The sequence below is a fragment of the Ruegeria sp. AL7 genome (genome assembly GCF_056536105.1).
Genome location: NZ_JBQFJF010000001.1, coordinates 334,951 through 349,967, shown reverse-complemented (window position 1 = coordinate 349,967; position 15,017 = coordinate 334,951). Strand labels below are relative to the sequence as shown.

Annotated in this window: 14 protein-coding genes; 7 read left to right on the top strand and 7 right to left on the bottom strand. The window is 58.6% G+C overall.

The features are described from left to right. Positions 1–118 precede the first annotated feature (118 nt). Positions 119–724 carry an OmpW/AlkL family protein gene (locus tag ACR3E2_RS01740; RefSeq protein ID WP_209504463.1) on the top strand — a complete coding sequence of 202 codons (606 nt, stop codon included), beginning with the start codon at positions 119–121 and terminating at the stop codon, positions 722–724. A gap of 50 nt (positions 725–774) precedes the next feature. Here ACR3E2_RS01740 and ACR3E2_RS01735 read toward each other — a convergent pair whose 3' ends face one another. The 3 genes from ACR3E2_RS01735 to ACR3E2_RS01725 form a co-directional block, all read right to left on the bottom strand. Beyond that, positions 775–1,938, bottom strand: a complete 1,164-nt coding sequence (locus ACR3E2_RS01735; protein WP_480481794.1) for an isovaleryl-CoA dehydrogenase — start codon at positions 1,936–1,938, stop codon at positions 775–777. A 164-nt stretch (positions 1,939–2,102) separates the two neighbouring features. Further along, a complete protein-coding gene (locus tag ACR3E2_RS01730; RefSeq protein ID WP_480481795.1) occupies positions 2,103–3,293 on the bottom strand; it encodes a DegT/DnrJ/EryC1/StrS family aminotransferase in 1,191 nt (396 codons plus the stop codon). Positions 3,294–3,332: 39 nt separating this feature from the next. Next, positions 3,333–4,004: an HAD-IA family hydrolase gene (locus ACR3E2_RS01725; RefSeq protein ID WP_480481796.1), complete on the bottom strand. Its 672-nt coding sequence runs from the start codon at positions 4,002–4,004 to the stop codon at positions 3,333–3,335. A gap of 134 nt (positions 4,005–4,138) precedes the next feature. Here ACR3E2_RS01725 and glmU point away from each other — a divergent pair, with 134 nt between their 5' ends. The 4 genes from glmU to ACR3E2_RS01705 are packed head-to-tail and all read left to right on the top strand — an operon-like array spanning position 4,139 to position 8,556. Then, positions 4,139–5,491: a bifunctional UDP-N-acetylglucosamine diphosphorylase/glucosamine-1-phosphate N-acetyltransferase GlmU gene (gene glmU, locus ACR3E2_RS01720; RefSeq protein WP_480481797.1), complete on the top strand. Its 1,353-nt coding sequence runs from the start codon at positions 4,139–4,141 to the stop codon at positions 5,489–5,491. A gap of 3 nt (positions 5,492–5,494) precedes the next feature. Next, on the top strand, positions 5,495–7,318 hold the full coding sequence (glmS, locus tag ACR3E2_RS01715; protein WP_480481798.1) for a glutamine--fructose-6-phosphate transaminase (isomerizing): 1,824 nt from the start codon (positions 5,495–5,497) through the stop codon (positions 7,316–7,318). 3 nt (positions 7,319–7,321) lie between these two features. Continuing rightward, entirely contained in the window at positions 7,322–7,876 is a 555-nt protein-coding gene (locus ACR3E2_RS01710) for a pyridoxamine 5'-phosphate oxidase family protein (RefSeq protein ID WP_480481799.1), read from the top strand. Beyond that, positions 7,870–8,556 (top strand): DNA alkylation repair protein, encoded by a 687-nt coding sequence (locus ACR3E2_RS01705; protein ID WP_480481800.1) that lies wholly within the window; start codon positions 7,870–7,872, stop codon positions 8,554–8,556. The genes ACR3E2_RS01710 and ACR3E2_RS01705 overlap by 7 nt, the downstream gene beginning before the upstream one ends. On the opposite strand, the gene ACR3E2_RS01700 is transcribed toward ACR3E2_RS01705, so the two are convergent. Beyond that, positions 8,544–8,975 carry a hypothetical protein gene (locus tag ACR3E2_RS01700; RefSeq protein WP_480481801.1) on the bottom strand — a complete coding sequence of 144 codons (432 nt, stop codon included), beginning with the start codon at positions 8,973–8,975 and terminating at the stop codon, positions 8,544–8,546. The genes ACR3E2_RS01705 and ACR3E2_RS01700 overlap by 13 nt on opposite strands. Before the next feature lie 90 nt (positions 8,976–9,065). On the opposite strand from ACR3E2_RS01700, the gene moaA reads away from it, so the two are divergent. Together moaA and ACR3E2_RS01690 are read left to right on the top strand one after the other, a co-directional pair. Beyond that, positions 9,066–10,073 carry a GTP 3',8-cyclase MoaA gene (moaA, locus tag ACR3E2_RS01695; RefSeq protein ID WP_267362895.1) on the top strand — a complete coding sequence of 336 codons (1,008 nt, stop codon included), beginning with the start codon at positions 9,066–9,068 and terminating at the stop codon, positions 10,071–10,073. Between the two features lie 3 nt (positions 10,074–10,076). Further along, positions 10,077–11,399 carry a 3-deoxy-D-manno-octulosonic acid transferase gene (locus tag ACR3E2_RS01690; protein ID WP_480481802.1) on the top strand — a complete coding sequence of 441 codons (1,323 nt, stop codon included), beginning with the start codon at positions 10,077–10,079 and terminating at the stop codon, positions 11,397–11,399. Between the two features lie 42 nt (positions 11,400–11,441). Here the strand turns inward: ACR3E2_RS01690 and ACR3E2_RS01685 are convergent, their stop codons facing one another. From ACR3E2_RS01685 to ACR3E2_RS01675, 3 genes are read right to left on the bottom strand one after another with little or no spacing between them, the layout of a single operon-like run. Further along, entirely contained in the window at positions 11,442–12,605 is a 1,164-nt protein-coding gene (locus ACR3E2_RS01685) for a M20 aminoacylase family protein (RefSeq protein WP_267362899.1), read from the bottom strand. A 24-nt stretch (positions 12,606–12,629) separates the two neighbouring features. Beyond that, positions 12,630–13,793: a M20 aminoacylase family protein gene (locus tag ACR3E2_RS01680; protein ID WP_480481803.1), complete on the bottom strand. Its 1,164-nt coding sequence runs from the start codon at positions 13,791–13,793 to the stop codon at positions 12,630–12,632. Between the two features lie 15 nt (positions 13,794–13,808). Further along, positions 13,809–14,975, bottom strand: coding sequence for a M20 aminoacylase family protein (locus ACR3E2_RS01675; protein ID WP_267362903.1), 1,167 nt, complete (start codon positions 14,973–14,975; stop codon positions 13,809–13,811). Positions 14,976–15,017 lie beyond the last annotated feature (42 nt).

Genomic DNA, 15,017 nt, shown 5'->3' with positions numbered 1-15,017 from the left:
TTCCTGCGCTTCGCGGTTCAACTGCACCCAACTCCTTCACATAAACTTGATGCAGATCAGAGTGGGCAGTTCCAATCGCTGCAACACCAAGGTCATCAACAGAACCAAAGGCAATACAATGACCAAGAAACTCGCCGCATTGACCCTTTCCACCGCGTTGGTGGCTCTGGCTGCTCCTGCGTTTGCCCAATCTCAGGGGGATTGGACGCTCGGAATCGGTGTGGGGTACCTGGACCCGAAATCCAACAACGGAACACTGGCCGGCCTGAGCGCCGATATCGACTCGGATACGCGCCCGATCTTCACCGCCGAGTATTTCATCCAGGACAACCTGGGGATCGAGCTGCTGGCCGCGACCCCGTTCAAACATAACGTCACCTTGGGCGGAAGCGTGGACGCTGGCAGCGTCAAGCATCTGCCGCCCACCTTGTCGCTGAACTATCACTTCCCGACCAATAGCGCCTGGAAGCCCTATGTCGGTGCCGGTCTGAACTATACCATCTTCTTTGACGAGCAATCTGCCCTTGGCAACCTCAAGGTCGATGATTCCTTCGGCGTTTCGCTGCAAGCCGGTCTCGACTACATGATCACCGACAAAGGTGCGGTCCGTCTGAATGTACGCTGGTTCGACATCGACTCGGACGTCACGCTGAACGGAGCCGATATTGGCACTGCGAACATCGACCCTTGGCTGGTCGGTATATCCTACGTTCATCGCTTCTGATCCTTTGATCGAAACGCCCCGCTGTAACCTCGTCTGCGGGGCGTCTTCATTCAGCGCATTTCGTTCATCATTTCCCGGCCGATCAGCATCCGTCGAATCTCGCTGGTGCCTGCGCCGATCTCCATCAGCTTGGCGTCCCGGAAGATCCGGCTAACCGGTGCGTCAGACAGAAACCCTGCCCCGCCCAGCGCCTGAACCGCCTGATGCGCCTGAACCATCGCCTGTTCGGATGCGTAAAGACAGCACGCCGCTGCATCCTGCCGGGTGACGTCCCCACGATCACAGGCCTTAGCCACCTCATAGACATAGGCCCGCGCCGAGTTCATCGCGGTATACATGTCGGCAATCTTGCCCTGCATCAGTTGGAAGCTGCCAATCGGTTTGCCGAATTGCTTGCGCTCGGCCAGATACGGCATCACCTCATCCAGACAGGCGGCCATGATGCCGGTGCCGATCCCGGCCAGAACCACGCGCTCATAGTCCAGACCTGACATGAGCACGGCTACGCCCTTGCCCTCTTCTCCCAACACGTTCTCGAACGGCACTTCAACATCTTCAAAGATCAGTTCGGCTGTGTTCGACCCGCGCATCCCCAACTTGTCGAAATGGGGCGAGGTCGAAAAACCCTTCATCTCTTTTTCAATCAGAAATGCGGTAATGCCTTTTGATCCGGCATCGGGGTCCGTCTTGGCATAAACCACCAGTGTATCCGCGTCCGGCCCGTTTGTGATCCAGTACTTGTTGCCGTTCAGGCGGTAATGGTCGTTGCGTTTTTCCGCCCGCAGCTTCATCGACACCACGTCTGAACCTGCGGAAGGTTCCGACATTGCCAGCGCGCCTACGTGTTCGCCCGAGACCAGGCGCGGCAGGTATTTCTGTTTCTGCTCTTCCGAACCGTTCAGCTTGATCTGGTTCACACACAGGTTGGAATGCGCCCCATAAGACAACGAAACCGAGGCCGAAGCACGCGCGACCTCTTCGACAGCAATTGTATGCGCCAAATAGGACATGCCCGCACCGCCGTATTCTTCTGGCACGGTGACACCCAAAAGACCAAGCTCTCCCATTTCTTTCCACAGTTCATTCGGAAAGCTGTTCTTGGCATCAATCTCAGCCGCCATCGGCTTGACGCGCTCCTGCGCCCACCGATGTACCATCTCGCGCAGGGCGTTCACATCCTCACCCAGATCAAACTTCATCGTGGCCATGAACATCTGTGTCCTCCCTCCGCATTAATGAACAAGTGTTCAATAAATCTCTAACAGCGAATCTGTCTCCGGTCAATCTTTGTGAAAGCCTGGACCAAAACACAAAACGCCGCCCGGACCGGGCGGCGCTCTCAAGGGTCGAGCGTGCGCTGAAAGCGCACTCTGTTTGGCTAGGATTGATAAACTGCGCCCACTTCGGCTCGGATGATGCGCGCGATCACTCGGCAATCCTCCAGCGAAAAGGTCAGCGGCACACGCATATCCATGATGCCTGCCAGAACACGGTCACTTTCCGGCATCCGTTCGCTTTCGAAATATCTCCAGCTGTCATAGCGCGACGTGAACCCTGTTGGCTCAGCCCCGCCAAACCATTTGATCTCGACCCCACGCGCGGCGCAGCGGCTGGTAACGTCCGCTATCCGCTCAGGCGACCAATCCAGCAGCAGGAACTGGATCGAAGACCCGACATAGGTTTCCTCTTCGGGTCGCTCGACTATCGTCAGGCCCGGAGTGCCGCGCAGCCCGGTCTCGATCTCGCGATAGCGCTCGTTCCACCGTTTCACCTGCCGGTCCAGATCCCGCAACTGAGGGCGCAGGATGGCGGCACGCAAATTGTCCATGCGACCGGACACATTGGGTGTGGTGTACTTTATCCGCTCGAACACTTCAGGTCCCGGCGCCGCCAGATGGCGTTCATACAGCATGTATGAGCCCGACAGCATTGTAGCCTTGGCCGCCAGTTCCGCGTCATCAGTAACCAGCAAACCGCCCTCGCCCGAGTTTACGTGCTTATAGGTCTGGCATGAATAACACCCGATCGCCCCCTGCCGCCCCGACAACTGACCGCGCCAAGCCGCGCCCATCGTGTGTGCGCAATCCTCGATCACGATAACGCCTGCCGCGTCACACATCTGCATCAGACGATCCATGTCGCACAGATGCCCGCGCATATGGCTGAGCATCAGGACACGGGCCTGATCCAGTTTGCCCTCAAGATCCTCCAGATCGATGGTCAGGTTTTCGGAGACGCCGACAAAGATCGCACGCGCCCCGACCGAGGCAATTGATCCCGGCACCGGGGCCAGAGTGAACGCGTTGGTCAGAACCGGGTCGCCCGGCTGCACACCGACGGCCCGCAACGCGGTGGCAAGCGCATAACCGCCAGAGGAAACCGCCAGACAATACTTGGACCCCATCTGTGCCGCAAATTCCTGCTCTAGCAGGGCCGTTTCCCCCAACTCACCGGGGACCACGTTATAGCGATGCAGCCGCCCGTGACGCAGAACAGCCAGTGCTGCCTCAATTGCGTCGTCTGGAAGGGGTTCCTGCTGTGTGAAATTACCAGTGAATGTTTCCGTCATGGTCTTTTTCTGGACCTCCGACAGGGTCCGGTCAAGGTTTCAGGCTGCCGCACCGATCAGATCAGGCACAAGATCGGGCAAGTCGTCAAAGTGATGCAGCAGGGCTTCGGGCTCCAGCGCTGCCATGTCCTCTCCTGACGGTCCGAAAGTCACCAAAACCGATGGGACCCCTGCCGCTCGGGCGGTATTGCGGTCGGTATCCGAGTCTCCGATCAGCACGCACCAGGCCGGATCCCCCCCGGCCCGTCGCGCAGCCTCGCGCAGAGGGGCCGGGTCCGGCTTGCGCACTGGCAGCGTATCCGCCCCGACCAACGAGGCAAAACGATCCCGCACTCCCATGCGTGTTAGTAACAATTCGGCCAGATGTTCCGGCTTGTTGGTGCAAATGCCGACACCGTAGCCCGCGTTACTCAGCATCTCGACGGCTTGTAACGCTCCCGGATAGAAGCTTGTGTGGGTGTCGATATCCTGCGCGTAAGCCTCAAGCAGAACAGGATAATAGGTCTGAACGGTGTCCTCGTCGTAAGCTCCAACGCGTTTCAGCCCTTGGGTTAACATCATGCGCCCGCCGCGCAACGCAATGCCTGCATCCTGCCCATGGACCAGCACATCACCATGCCCCATTTCGCGAAAACAATGGTTCGCCGCTGTCAGCAAATCGCCCGATGTATCCGCCAATGTGCCGTCCAGATCGAAGATGACGGTCCGCATGTTGCCTCCTGTTTCGGCAGGTTTTCGCCGTGTCCTGTTTCAATCGGCAATCTTGTTTGATGGCCGAACAGCTTGCGCCTTTGCCCTCAGCGGATAAAACGGTCGGCAACAAAACACAAAGAGAAAACGATTTCATGACCATTGCCCTTGTCATCCTTGCCGCCGGAAAAGGCACCAGGATGAATTCGGATCTTCCCAAAGTCCTGCATCCCATCGCTCAGGCTCCGATGCTTGTTCACGCGATGCGCGCCGGGTCTGTCCTGTCGCCCGAACGTACGGTGATCGTTACCGGCCACGGGTTCGAGGCTGTAGCAAAGGTTGCTCAGGACGAAGACGAAGATGCCCGGATAGCCGTTCAGGAAGAACAGTTGGGTACGGCCCATGCGGTCGGTCAGGCCAGGACAGCACTGGAAGGGTTCGACGGTGATATCGTGGTTCTTTTCGGCGACACCCCGTTTTTACAACCCGACACGCTGGAACGGATGGTCGAGGCTCGATCCCAAAATGACCTGGTCATCCTTGGGTTCGATGCGGCTGATCCGGCCCGCTATGGCCGGTTGGTCATGAATGGCGACACGTTGGAACGCATTGTCGAATTCAAAGACGCATCAGATGAAGAGCGCGCCATAACATTTTGTAACTCGGGCCTTTTAGCTTGTAATGCCCAGTTGCTTTTTTCGCTGATTGACGCCGTTGAAAACAACAATGCCTCTGGGGAATACTACCTGACAGACGTAGTTGAGATCGCCCGCAACCGCGGTCTGAACGTAACCGCCGTCGCCTGTGACGAGGCGCAGACGCTGGGCGTGAACTCACGCGCTGATCTGGCCGCCGCCGACGCCGTATTTCAGGCGCGCGCGCGGGCAGAACTGCTGGATATGGGTGTCACATTGATGGCACCGGATACGGTATACCTGTCCGCAGACACTGTGATTGGGCGTGACACAGTTATCGAACCCAACGTGGTCTTTGGCCCCGGAGTGACCGTCGAAAGCGGCGCGAGCATCCGGGCCTTCTCCCATCTGGAAGGGTGCCATGTCAGTCGCGGTGCCATCGTCGGCCCCTACGCGCGGCTGCGCCCCGGCGCGGAACTGGCCGAAAACACGCGGGTAGGCAATTTCGTTGAAATCAAGAATGCCGAAATCGCCGAAGGCGCGAAGGTCAACCACCTCAGTTATATCGGGGACGCATCAGTGGGTGCTGCGACGAATATCGGCGCGGGAACAATCACCTGCAACTATGATGGCGTGATGAAGCACAAAACCACCATTGGTGCGAATGTCTTTATCGGCTCCAACACCATGCTCGTGGCCCCAGTCACTGTGGGCGATGGCGCAATGACAGCGACAGGCACCGTGGTGACCAAAGACGTAGCGCCCGAGGCGTTGGCCGTGGCGCGCGCCAAGCAGGAAAACAAACCCGGCTACGCGCGAAAACTGTTTGATATGTTGAAGGCGAAGAAGGCTCGCCGCGATAACGAGGCCTGAGATATGTGTGGAATTGTAGGTGTCTTGGGCCAGCATGAAGCGGCCCCTATTCTGGTAGAAGCCCTGAAACGGCTGGAATATCGCGGCTATGACAGCGCCGGGATTGCAACCGTTAATGACGGTGTCCTGGGTCGTCGGCGTGCGGTCGGCAAACTGGTCAACCTCAGCGATCTGTTGGTGCATGATCCGCTGCCCGGTAAATCCGGCATTGGTCACACCCGATGGGCCACACATGGTGCGCCTTCCGTCAACAACGCGCATCCCCACAAGGCGGGCCCGGTGGCCGTGGTTCACAACGGAATTGTCGAAAACTACCGCGACCTGAGGGCGGAACTGGCCAAACACGGTGTCGCCTTCAAGACCGAAACCGACACTGAAACCGTCGCGCTGATGACGGAACATCACCTCAACACAGGCATGTCCCCGGTCGAGGCCGCCTTCAAGACTATCGACAAGTTGGAAGGTGCTTTCGCCCTTGCATTCCTTTTCGATGGTGAGGACGACCTGATTGTAGCGGCCCGCAAAGGATCACCCCTGGCCATCGGCCACGGCGATGGTGAGATGTATGTGGGCTCGGACGCCATTGCCCTTGCGCCGCTGACCAACCAGATCACTTATCTTGAGGAAGGCGACCGCGCGGTTCTGACCCGAACATCGCTGGAAATCCGCAACGAAGCCGGTGAACTGGCCAACCGGGAAAAGCGCAAGATCAAGCTGGATCATGCGCGCGCCGACAAGGGCGAGCACAAGCATTTCATGGCCAAGGAAATCGCTGAGCAGCCTATCGTCGTGGCCGAGGCCATCCGATCCTACCTGCCCACGGGCGGTGATCGAGTGGTGTTCCCCAACGCCGAGCTGGATTTCAGCAAGCTGGACCGCCTGACCATGGTCGCCTGCGGCACCGCGTTTTATGCCTGCCTGACTGCGAAATACTGGTTCGAGCAACTGGCAAAGATGCCGGTCGAGGTCGATATCGCCAGCGAGTTTCGCTATCGTGAACCTCCGATCACGGGTCGCACACTGGCGCTGTTTGTCAGCCAGTCAGGAGAAACCGCGGACACCCTGGCCGCGCTGCGCTATTGCGAGGGCAAGGCGGACAAGATCGTTTCTGTCGTCAATGTCCCTGAAAGTTCGATTGCTCGGGAAAGCGATATCGCCCTGCCGATCCATGCTGGCGTTGAAATCGGTGTGGCTTCGACCAAGGCCTTCACCTGTCAACTAAGCGTTTTGCTGATGCTCGCGCTCAAGGCGGCGACAGATCGCGGCACCCTGACGGATGAGGAAATCGCCGATCATGCCGCTGCGCTGCGCGGATTGCCGACCGTGCTGAACACGGCACTGGATCAGAACCGGGCGATCCGCAAGGCGGCCCAACGCCTGTCCGAGGCGCGCGACGTTCTGTTCCTGGGCCGTGGCCTGATGTATCCGCTGGCAATGGAAGGGGCGCTGAAGCTCAAGGAAATCAGCTACATCCACGCCGAAGGTTATGCGTCAGGAGAGTTGAAACATGGCCCCATCGCCCTGATCGACAAACATATGCCCGTGGTTGTCATGGCGCCCCGAGACACGGTGTTCGACAAGACCGTGTCAAACATGCAGGAAGTGATGGCGCGCAAGGGCAAAGTGATCCTTGTGTCTGATGATGATGGAATTGACGAGGCCGGAGACGGAGTCTGGAGCACGATCCGGATGCCGCATGTTCACACCAGTCTTGCGCCGATCCTTTATTCGGTTCCCGCACAGTTGCTGGCCTATCACACAGCTGTAGCCAAAGGGACGGATGTAGACCAGCCGCGCAATCTGGCAAAATCAGTGACGGTAGAGTGACCCATGTCCAAACAGTTTCCCCGGCTTGATGACGCGCATCAAAAGTTCATCGAAGATCAGCATATGTTCTTCGTCGGCACCGCCGGGACCGAGGGAAAGGTCAATATCTCGCCCAAAGGTATGGACTCGCTGCGGGTGCTGGGGCCAAACCGCATCGTCTGGATGAACCTGACTGGCAGCGGCAACGAGACGGCGGGGCATCTGATGCAGGTCAACAGGATGACACTGATGTGGTGCTCCTTCACCACGCGCCCACTGATCCTGCGCACATATGGCACAGCCCGCACTCTGCACGTCAGAGATGAGGGCTGGGATGAACTGGCCAATCTTTTCCCCAACCACCGCAGCGCGCGACAGATCTATGACCAGTCGATCGAAATGGTTCAGACCTCTTGCGGGTATGCAGTGCCGTTCATGGAATTCAAGTCCGACCGCGACACGATGCAGAAATGGGTCGATGGCAAGACGGACGGCGACATCCGGTCTTATTGGGCCGAAAAGAACAGCCAGACGATTGACGGCGAACCGACAGGCGCTCCGGTCTGCCCCCAATGCTGACCCCTTTTCTTGATCAGATCAAAGCCCATGCCGACCCCGAACGTGCGGGTCAGATGGCCAGTTATCACAAGGCGGATCGCGTCTATCTGGGTGTCGCCAATCCGGTTCTCAACGATCTGACCAAAACATGGCGGCAAGAGCTGGATGTGAACAAACGCGTCACGCTGGCCAGGGCGCTGTGGCAAACCGATATCCACGAAGGGCGCCTTGCCGCGGCCAAGCTTCTGACCCAGGCCCGCATCCGGCCCGACGATCAGGTTTGGGACCTGCTTCAAAGCTGGCTACCGGATTTTGACGCCTGGGCCGTCGCCGATCATGCCTGCATGGCGATGCAAAAACGACTGATGGCCGACCCCGAGAGACTGATTGTCGTCGAACAGTGGACTCAGTCCGATCACATGTGGACCCGGCGCGCGGCCCTTGTCGCAACACTGCCCTGGACCAAACAGAACCACCCCAAGCCCGAAGACCTGCAACGTCGCGACTGTATCCTCGGCTGGGCCGCCGGATATGTCCCTGACCGCGACTGGTTTATTCAGAAATCAATCGCCTGGTGGCTGCGGGAACTGTCCAAACACGACCCCGAACGCGTGATCGCGTTTTTGGACAGACATGGTGGTGCCATGAAGCCGTTTGCCCGCCGCGAAGCAGCCAAATACCTGAAAAGTCAGTCGGCATAAACCGCGACTTCGACCAGTTCGTCCAATGGCACCAGAAGGGCCCGCATGGCATCCAGCGACAAGCGACTGCCGCTACTTTCCGGGCCTGCGGCAGGAACCAGAGTGATATAGGCCTGCGCGCCGGTTTTGGGCACAACAACCCGCGCCGTTACCTCGCTATCGACCAGCGGCGTCTGCATCCAGCGTCCTGGCGTGGTCGGATCACCAAGCCCGGCAATGGTTGTTTTGGCCCCGACCCAACTGGGGCGTGCCGCAACCGGTTCGGGCTGAAGAACCTCCTCAGCGACAACCGGCGCAGTTTCGACATCCGATACGGCCTCAGCCGCCTCACCCCCGGACCCGAATACACGTTCCGTCGTTGCCCGGACAGTGTCGCACCCGGTCAAAACAACGCATAGAAATACAAATGTCTTTTTCATGCCCGGAAACTACAACCCCATGCTGGCGTGATCCAGTGCAAAGCGCAGTTCGCACTTGTCGCAGGCAGGTTACAGCTTTACCTATGTCGCATGTCTGCTCCGCTCATCGACCCGTTTGCCCGCGCCATCACATATCTCCGCGTCTCCGTTACGGACCGCTGTGATTTTCGTTGCGTCTACTGCATGTCCGAAAACATGACCTTTCTGCCCAAGAAAGACCTTCTTACGCTGGAAGAGCTGGATCGCATGTGCTCGACCTTTGTAAGAATGGGCGTTGAGAAACTGCGCATTACCGGCGGTGAGCCATTGGTTCGTCGCAATATCATGACTTTCTTCAACGCCATGACTCGCCACTTGGACAGCGGTGCGTTGAAAGAGCTGACGCTGACGACAAACGGTTCGCAATTGCATCGCTTCTCCGAAGATCTATATGCCGCCGGTGTGCGCCGTGTGAATGTATCCCTGGATACTCTGGATGACGACAAATTTGCCAAGGTCACACGCTGGGGCCGCCTCAAACAGGTACTGAACGGCATCGACGCGGCGCAGAAGGCAGGGCTGCGGATCAAGATCAACGCTGTTGCGCTCAAGGGTTTCAACGAACCCGAACTGCCCAAGATCACTGAATGGTGCGCCGAGCGCGACATGGACCTGACCTGGATCGAGGTCATGCCGATGGGCGATATCGGCAACGAGGATCGCCTGGACCAGTACTGGTCGCTCAAGGACGTGCGCAAAGAGTACGAAAACCATTACACAATCACGGATCTGGCCGAACGCACTGGCGGCCCGGCCCGCTATATCAGGCTGGAAGAAACCGGTCAGAAGATCGGCTTCATCACGCCCCTGTCCCACAATTTCTGCGAAAGCTGCAACCGCGTGCGCCTGACCTGTACTGGCGAGCTTTATATGTGTCTTGGGCAGGAGGACATGGCTGATCTGCGCGGCGCATTGCGGGATCACCCCGATACAGAACAGCCGCTTGAAGATGCCATCCGCGCGGCGATCAACCTGAAACCAAAAGGTCACGACTTCGACTATTCCCGCCAGTCCGTCGATGGCCGGATGAGCCGCCATATGAGCCATACAGGCGGCTGATACATGCCGGATCCCCAAGACCGACCCACAGCGCTGTACTACCTGTACTGCGCTCTGATCTCTCTGGCCGCACCTCTGGTCTGGAGAACCGTCCGAAAGAAACTTGAGGCTGCGGGCGTAGCAGCCAACCGCCAGCACGAACGTCTTGGCCATGCCAGTCAGCCCCGCCCCGCAGGGCAGTTGATCTGGTTCCACGCCGCCAGCGTCGGCGAAAGCCTGTCGGTCCTCACTCTGATCAATCGGCTGGGCACCTGCCTTCCCAAATCCGAGTTTCTGATCACCTCAGGCACGCCAACCTCAGCGGCCCTGATCGAAAAGCGCTTGCCGCCCCGCACCCGGCACCAGTACCCGCCGCTTGACACAGCCAACTCGGTCCAACGCTTTCTGGACCATTGGCAACCCGATGCCGGGATCTTCGTCGAAAGCGAGATCTGGCCGCGGTTGATTGTCGAAAGCGCAGGGCGCGACATTCCACTGGCTCTGCTGAATGCTCGATTGTCGGACAAATCTGTCGCCGGATGGAAGAAGCGCCCTAAAACGGCAAGGTTTATTCTGAATAAGTTTCGCCTGTTCCTAACGCAAAACGACAAAACAGCTGCCGACCTGATTGCCATGGGTGCCCCTGCCCAACGCGTGCAGCCCGGCACCAACCTCAAGGCCATGTCCGATCCTCTGCCTGTGGACCAGAACACTCTGGATGACATTCGCGCGCAATTAGCTGCCAGACCGGTCTGGATCGCCAGTTCCACCCATGCCGGAGAAGAAGACAGCGTTCTGGCAGCCCACAAAGCATTGTTGCAGCATTGGCCCGACCTTCTGCTGCTACTGATCCCACGCCACCCCGAACGACGCGGTGAGGTTGCAGAACTTCTGAACAACGCCGGGCTCAAGGCGTCCTTCCGGTCAAAAAACGCACCGATCACAGATACGACGCAGGTGTATGTTGCCGACACACTGGGCGAAACCGGAACCTGGTACGCGCTTTGCCCGATCGTTTTCCTTGGGGGATCACTGAAAGAGATTGGCGGACACAACCCATTTGAACCGGCACAGGCCGGGGCCGCAGTGATCACCGGCCCGGGGTATTTCAACTTTGCAGAAACCTTTGCCCCGCTGATCGACGCCAAGGGCGCTGTCGAGGTCCAGACATCCGCTGACCTCTCTGAGGCCGTTTCACATTGGCTGTCGGACCAGAATGCCCTTCAAGCCGCCCGAAGGGCTGCACAATCCTGCGTCAATACGCAGTCGACCGCCTTGGATGCCGTCGTCGAAACCCTCTGCACGGTGCTTGATCTGCAAGCAGAGGATCCCGCTTCCTCTGGCTAGAAATATCCCGGGGGTGTGGGGGCAGAGCCCCCACCCTCTCGATCAGGCGGCTGGCATCCGCTGTTCAACAATCTCCGCCCACCAGCTGCATCCGGCCGGAATGGCTTCGTCGTTGAAATTGTATTCCGGGTGATGAACCATTGCGGTGTCCCCGTTGCCCACAAGAATATAAGCGCCTGGGCGTTCCTCCAGCATGAAGGCAAAATCTTCGCCCCCCATGACCAAAGGTGCCTCGTCGCAATCACCGGACACCGACCGGGCCACATCCGCCGCAAACTCTGTTTGCTCGTCGCTGTTCACCATCACCGGATATCCACGAATATAGGTCACGTCAGCGGTGCCGCCAAACGTGGCCGCAACACCGTTGCAAATCTCGTTGATCCGCTTTTCAGCCAGATCCCGCATGCCCTTGCTCATGGTGCGCACCGTGCCTTTGATCTGCACGGTCTGAGGGATCACATTGAATGCCTTGGATGACGTCTCGAACGATGTCACTGACACCACAACCTGATCAATCGGGTCGGCATTGCGCGAAGAAATCGTTTGCAACGTAAGGACAGCCTGCGCTGCCAGAACTGTGGTATCCACGGTCTCATGCGGTTTGGCCGCATGTCCGCCGCGACCCTCAAAGGTGATGTCGAACTGATCGGTTGCCGCAAAGAACGACCCCGGTCGGATTGCGAACTTGCCGACAGGCTGTCCCGGCCAGTTATGCATGCCGTAGACTTCCTGAATGTTCCAGCGGTCCATCATGCCGTCTTCGCACATTTCGCGGCCCCCGCCGCCCCCTTCCTCAGCAGGTTGGAAGATCACGACAACGGTGCCGTCAAAGTTGCGGGTTTCCGACAGGTACTTTGCCGCCCCCAGCAGCATCGCGGTGTGCCCGTCATGGCCACAGGCATGCATCGCACCCGGCGTTTTCGAGGCATAGTCCAGCCCCGTTGCCTCATGTATCGGCAACGCATCCATATCTGCGCGCAGGCCGATCACCTTTCCCTTGCTGTCCGACTTGCCTTTGATCACCCCCACAACGCCGGTACGTCCGATACCGGTCACAACCTCATCGCATCCGAACTCCTTCAGCTTCTCGGCCACCTTCGCGCTGGTGCGGTGGGTCTCAAACAGGATCTCTGGATTCTCGTGCAAATCCCTTCGCCATTCTGTGATTTCATTCTGCAATTCGGCAAAGCGATTCTTAACTGGCATGTCTTTTCTCTCTCCTGATTCAGGTCAAGCCGCCGGCATCCGGCGCTCGACCATTTCCGCAAACCACGAGCACCCAATGGGGATGATCTCGTCATTGAAATTGTATTCGGGGTGATGCAGCCCGGCACTGTCACCGTTCCCCAAAACGATGAATGCCCCGGGCCTCTCTTCCAGCATGAACGAGAAATCCTCGCCCCCCATCACCATCGGCGCTTCAATGCAACTGCCCCCAACCGACACCGCAGCCTCTGCTGCATATCCCGTCTGGGCTTCGGCATTGATCGTCACCGGAACACCGCGCGTATAGGTGAGGTTCACGGACCCGCCAAATGTTGCAGCGGTCCCTTCCGAGACTTCCTTCAGCCGTTGTTCGATCAGGTCGCGCAACTCGTTGGAATGGGTCCGAACGGTGCCGCGTATCCGCGCCGATTGCGGGATCACGTTGAACGCTTTCGAAGATGTCTCGACCGAGGTCACAGACAGCACGGCCTGCAAAATCGGATCCGCGTTGCGCGACACGATCGTCTGCAACGCCACGATCAGCTGCGACAGCATCACCGTTGTATCAATCGTCTGATGAGGTTTTGCCGCGTGGCCGCCGCGCCCTTCAAGTTGGATGTCAAACTCGTCCGCCGCTGCCAGCAACGGGCCTGAGCGAATGGCAAACTGCCCGGTGGGAACACCCGGCACATTGTGCATCGCATAGATTTCCTGAATGCCGAACCGATCCATCAGACCGTCCTTGCACATGGCCTCGGCGCCATTCCCACCCTCTTCGGCAGGCTGAAAGATCACAATTGCCGTGCCATCAAAGTTGCGGGTTTCCGCCAGATACTTGGCGGCCCCCAAAACCATCGCAGTATGCCCGTCATGACCGCAGGCATGCATCGCATTCGGTATTTCTGAGGCATAGTCCAACCCGGTCTGTTCCTGCATCGGCAGGGCATCCATATCGGCGCGCAAGCCAATCACACGGCCCCGCGTGTCGCTTTTGCCGCGAATGACCCCGACGACTCCGGTGCGACCGATGCCGGTCACGACCTCGTCGCAACCAAACTCGTTCAGCTTTTCCGCAACCAGCGCACTGGTGCGGTGGGTGTCGTACAGAATTTCCGGGTGTTGGTGAATGTCACGCCGCCAACCGGTGATCTCATCATGCATCTCTGCGAGACGGTTCTTGATCGGCATGTCATTCTCCCTGTTTCATGCGACAGGCAATCGTCGTTCCACAAGCTCGGCAAACCAGCTGCAACCGGCGGGGATCGCGTCGTCGTCAAAGTTGTATTGCGGGTGGTGGCACATGGCCGTATCCCCGTTCCCGATAAAGATGTACGCGCCGGGGCGTTCTTCAAGCATATAGGCAAAATCTTCGGACGGCATGATCGGGTCCGTGCTGTCATTGACCTTGCCCGCAACCGCTGCTGCCGCCTCGGCCGCATAGCCCGTCTCAGCCTCGGAATTCACTGTCACCGGGTATCCCGGTGTCCAGATAACCTCCGCCTTCGCGCCAAAGGCCGAGGCCGTATCCTCGGCGATCCGGCGCACGCGTTCTTCGGCGATTGTGCGATATTCGGGGTCAAGTGTCCGCACGGTTCCCTGCAAACGAACCGTATGAGCTATCACGTTTGACGCTACGCTGTCCGTCACAAACGTCCCAACGGTGAGGACAACTCGCTTGATCGGGTCAACGGTCCGGGACACAACCGATTGCAAGGCAACAACGATGTGCGAGGCCACCAGCGTTGTATCCACCGCCTCATGCGGTGCAGCGGCGTGTCCGCCCTTGCCAGTGACGGTGATTTCAAACTCATCGGACGAGGCCAGCAACGCGCCAGGGCGAATTGCGAACTCTCCCACCGGAAGACCGGGCATATTGTGCATGCCATAGACCTCGTGAATGCCCCAGCGGTCCATCAACCCGTCCTGACACATGGCCAGACCGCCGGCCCCGCCTTCCTCGGCAGGCTGAAAGATCAGAACTACGGTGCCATCGAAATTGCGCGTTTCGGAAAGGTACTGCGCGGCCCCAAGCAGCATCGAAGTATGCCCGTCATGTCCACAGGCGTGCATCTTGCCCGACACGGTCGAGGCATAGTCCAGCCCTGTCGCCTCTTCAATCGGAAGCGCGTCCATGTCTGCACGCAGGCCGATGACGCGCCCCTGCGTATCCGTGCGCCCTTTGATCACCCCGACAACGCCCGTTTTGCCAACGCCCGGAGTGATCTCGTCCACTCCGAATTCTTTCAGACGGGCAGCGACAAACGCCGCAGTTTCATGGACGTCATACATCAACTCCGGATGGGCGTGCAGGTGGCGACGCCATTCGGTGATCTCGCCATGCATTTCCGCAAGTCTGTTTTTCACGGGCATCTCAAGACCTTTCTCTCAACCGCTGGCACCGTATTACACCGG

Coding starts and splice junctions, on each gene's coding strand:
- ACR3E2_RS01680 (WP_480481803.1), bottom strand. CDS start 13,793: ATGCCGATCAAGAACCGTCTCGCAGAGATGCATGATGAGATCACCGGT.
- ACR3E2_RS01675 (WP_267362903.1), bottom strand. CDS start 14,975: ATGCCCGTGAAAAACAGACTTGCGGAAATGCATGGCGAGATCACCGAA.
- ACR3E2_RS01700 (WP_480481801.1), bottom strand. CDS start 8,975: ATGAAAAAGACATTTGTATTTCTATGCGTTGTTTTGACCGGGTGCGAC.
- ACR3E2_RS01735 (WP_480481794.1), bottom strand. CDS start 1,938: ATGTTCATGGCCACGATGAAGTTTGATCTGGGTGAGGATGTGAACGCC.
- ACR3E2_RS01710 (WP_480481799.1), top strand. CDS start 7,322: ATGTCCAAACAGTTTCCCCGGCTTGATGACGCGCATCAAAAGTTCATC.
- moaA (WP_267362895.1), top strand. CDS start 9,066: ATGTCTGCTCCGCTCATCGACCCGTTTGCCCGCGCCATCACATATCTC.
- ACR3E2_RS01730 (WP_480481795.1), bottom strand. CDS start 3,293: ATGACGGAAACATTCACTGGTAATTTCACACAGCAGGAACCCCTTCCA.
- glmU (WP_480481797.1), top strand. CDS start 4,139: ATGACCATTGCCCTTGTCATCCTTGCCGCCGGAAAAGGCACCAGGATG.
- ACR3E2_RS01705 (WP_480481800.1), top strand. CDS start 7,870: ATGCTGACCCCTTTTCTTGATCAGATCAAAGCCCATGCCGACCCCGAA.
- ACR3E2_RS01725 (WP_480481796.1), bottom strand. CDS start 4,004: ATGCGGACCGTCATCTTCGATCTGGACGGCACATTGGCGGATACATCG.
- ACR3E2_RS01685 (WP_267362899.1), bottom strand. CDS start 12,605: ATGCCAGTTAAGAATCGCTTTGCCGAATTGCAGAATGAAATCACAGAA.
- ACR3E2_RS01740 (WP_209504463.1), top strand. CDS start 119: ATGACCAAGAAACTCGCCGCATTGACCCTTTCCACCGCGTTGGTGGCT.
- ACR3E2_RS01690 (WP_480481802.1), top strand. CDS start 10,077: ATGCCGGATCCCCAAGACCGACCCACAGCGCTGTACTACCTGTACTGC.
- glmS (WP_480481798.1), top strand. CDS start 5,495: ATGTGTGGAATTGTAGGTGTCTTGGGCCAGCATGAAGCGGCCCCTATT.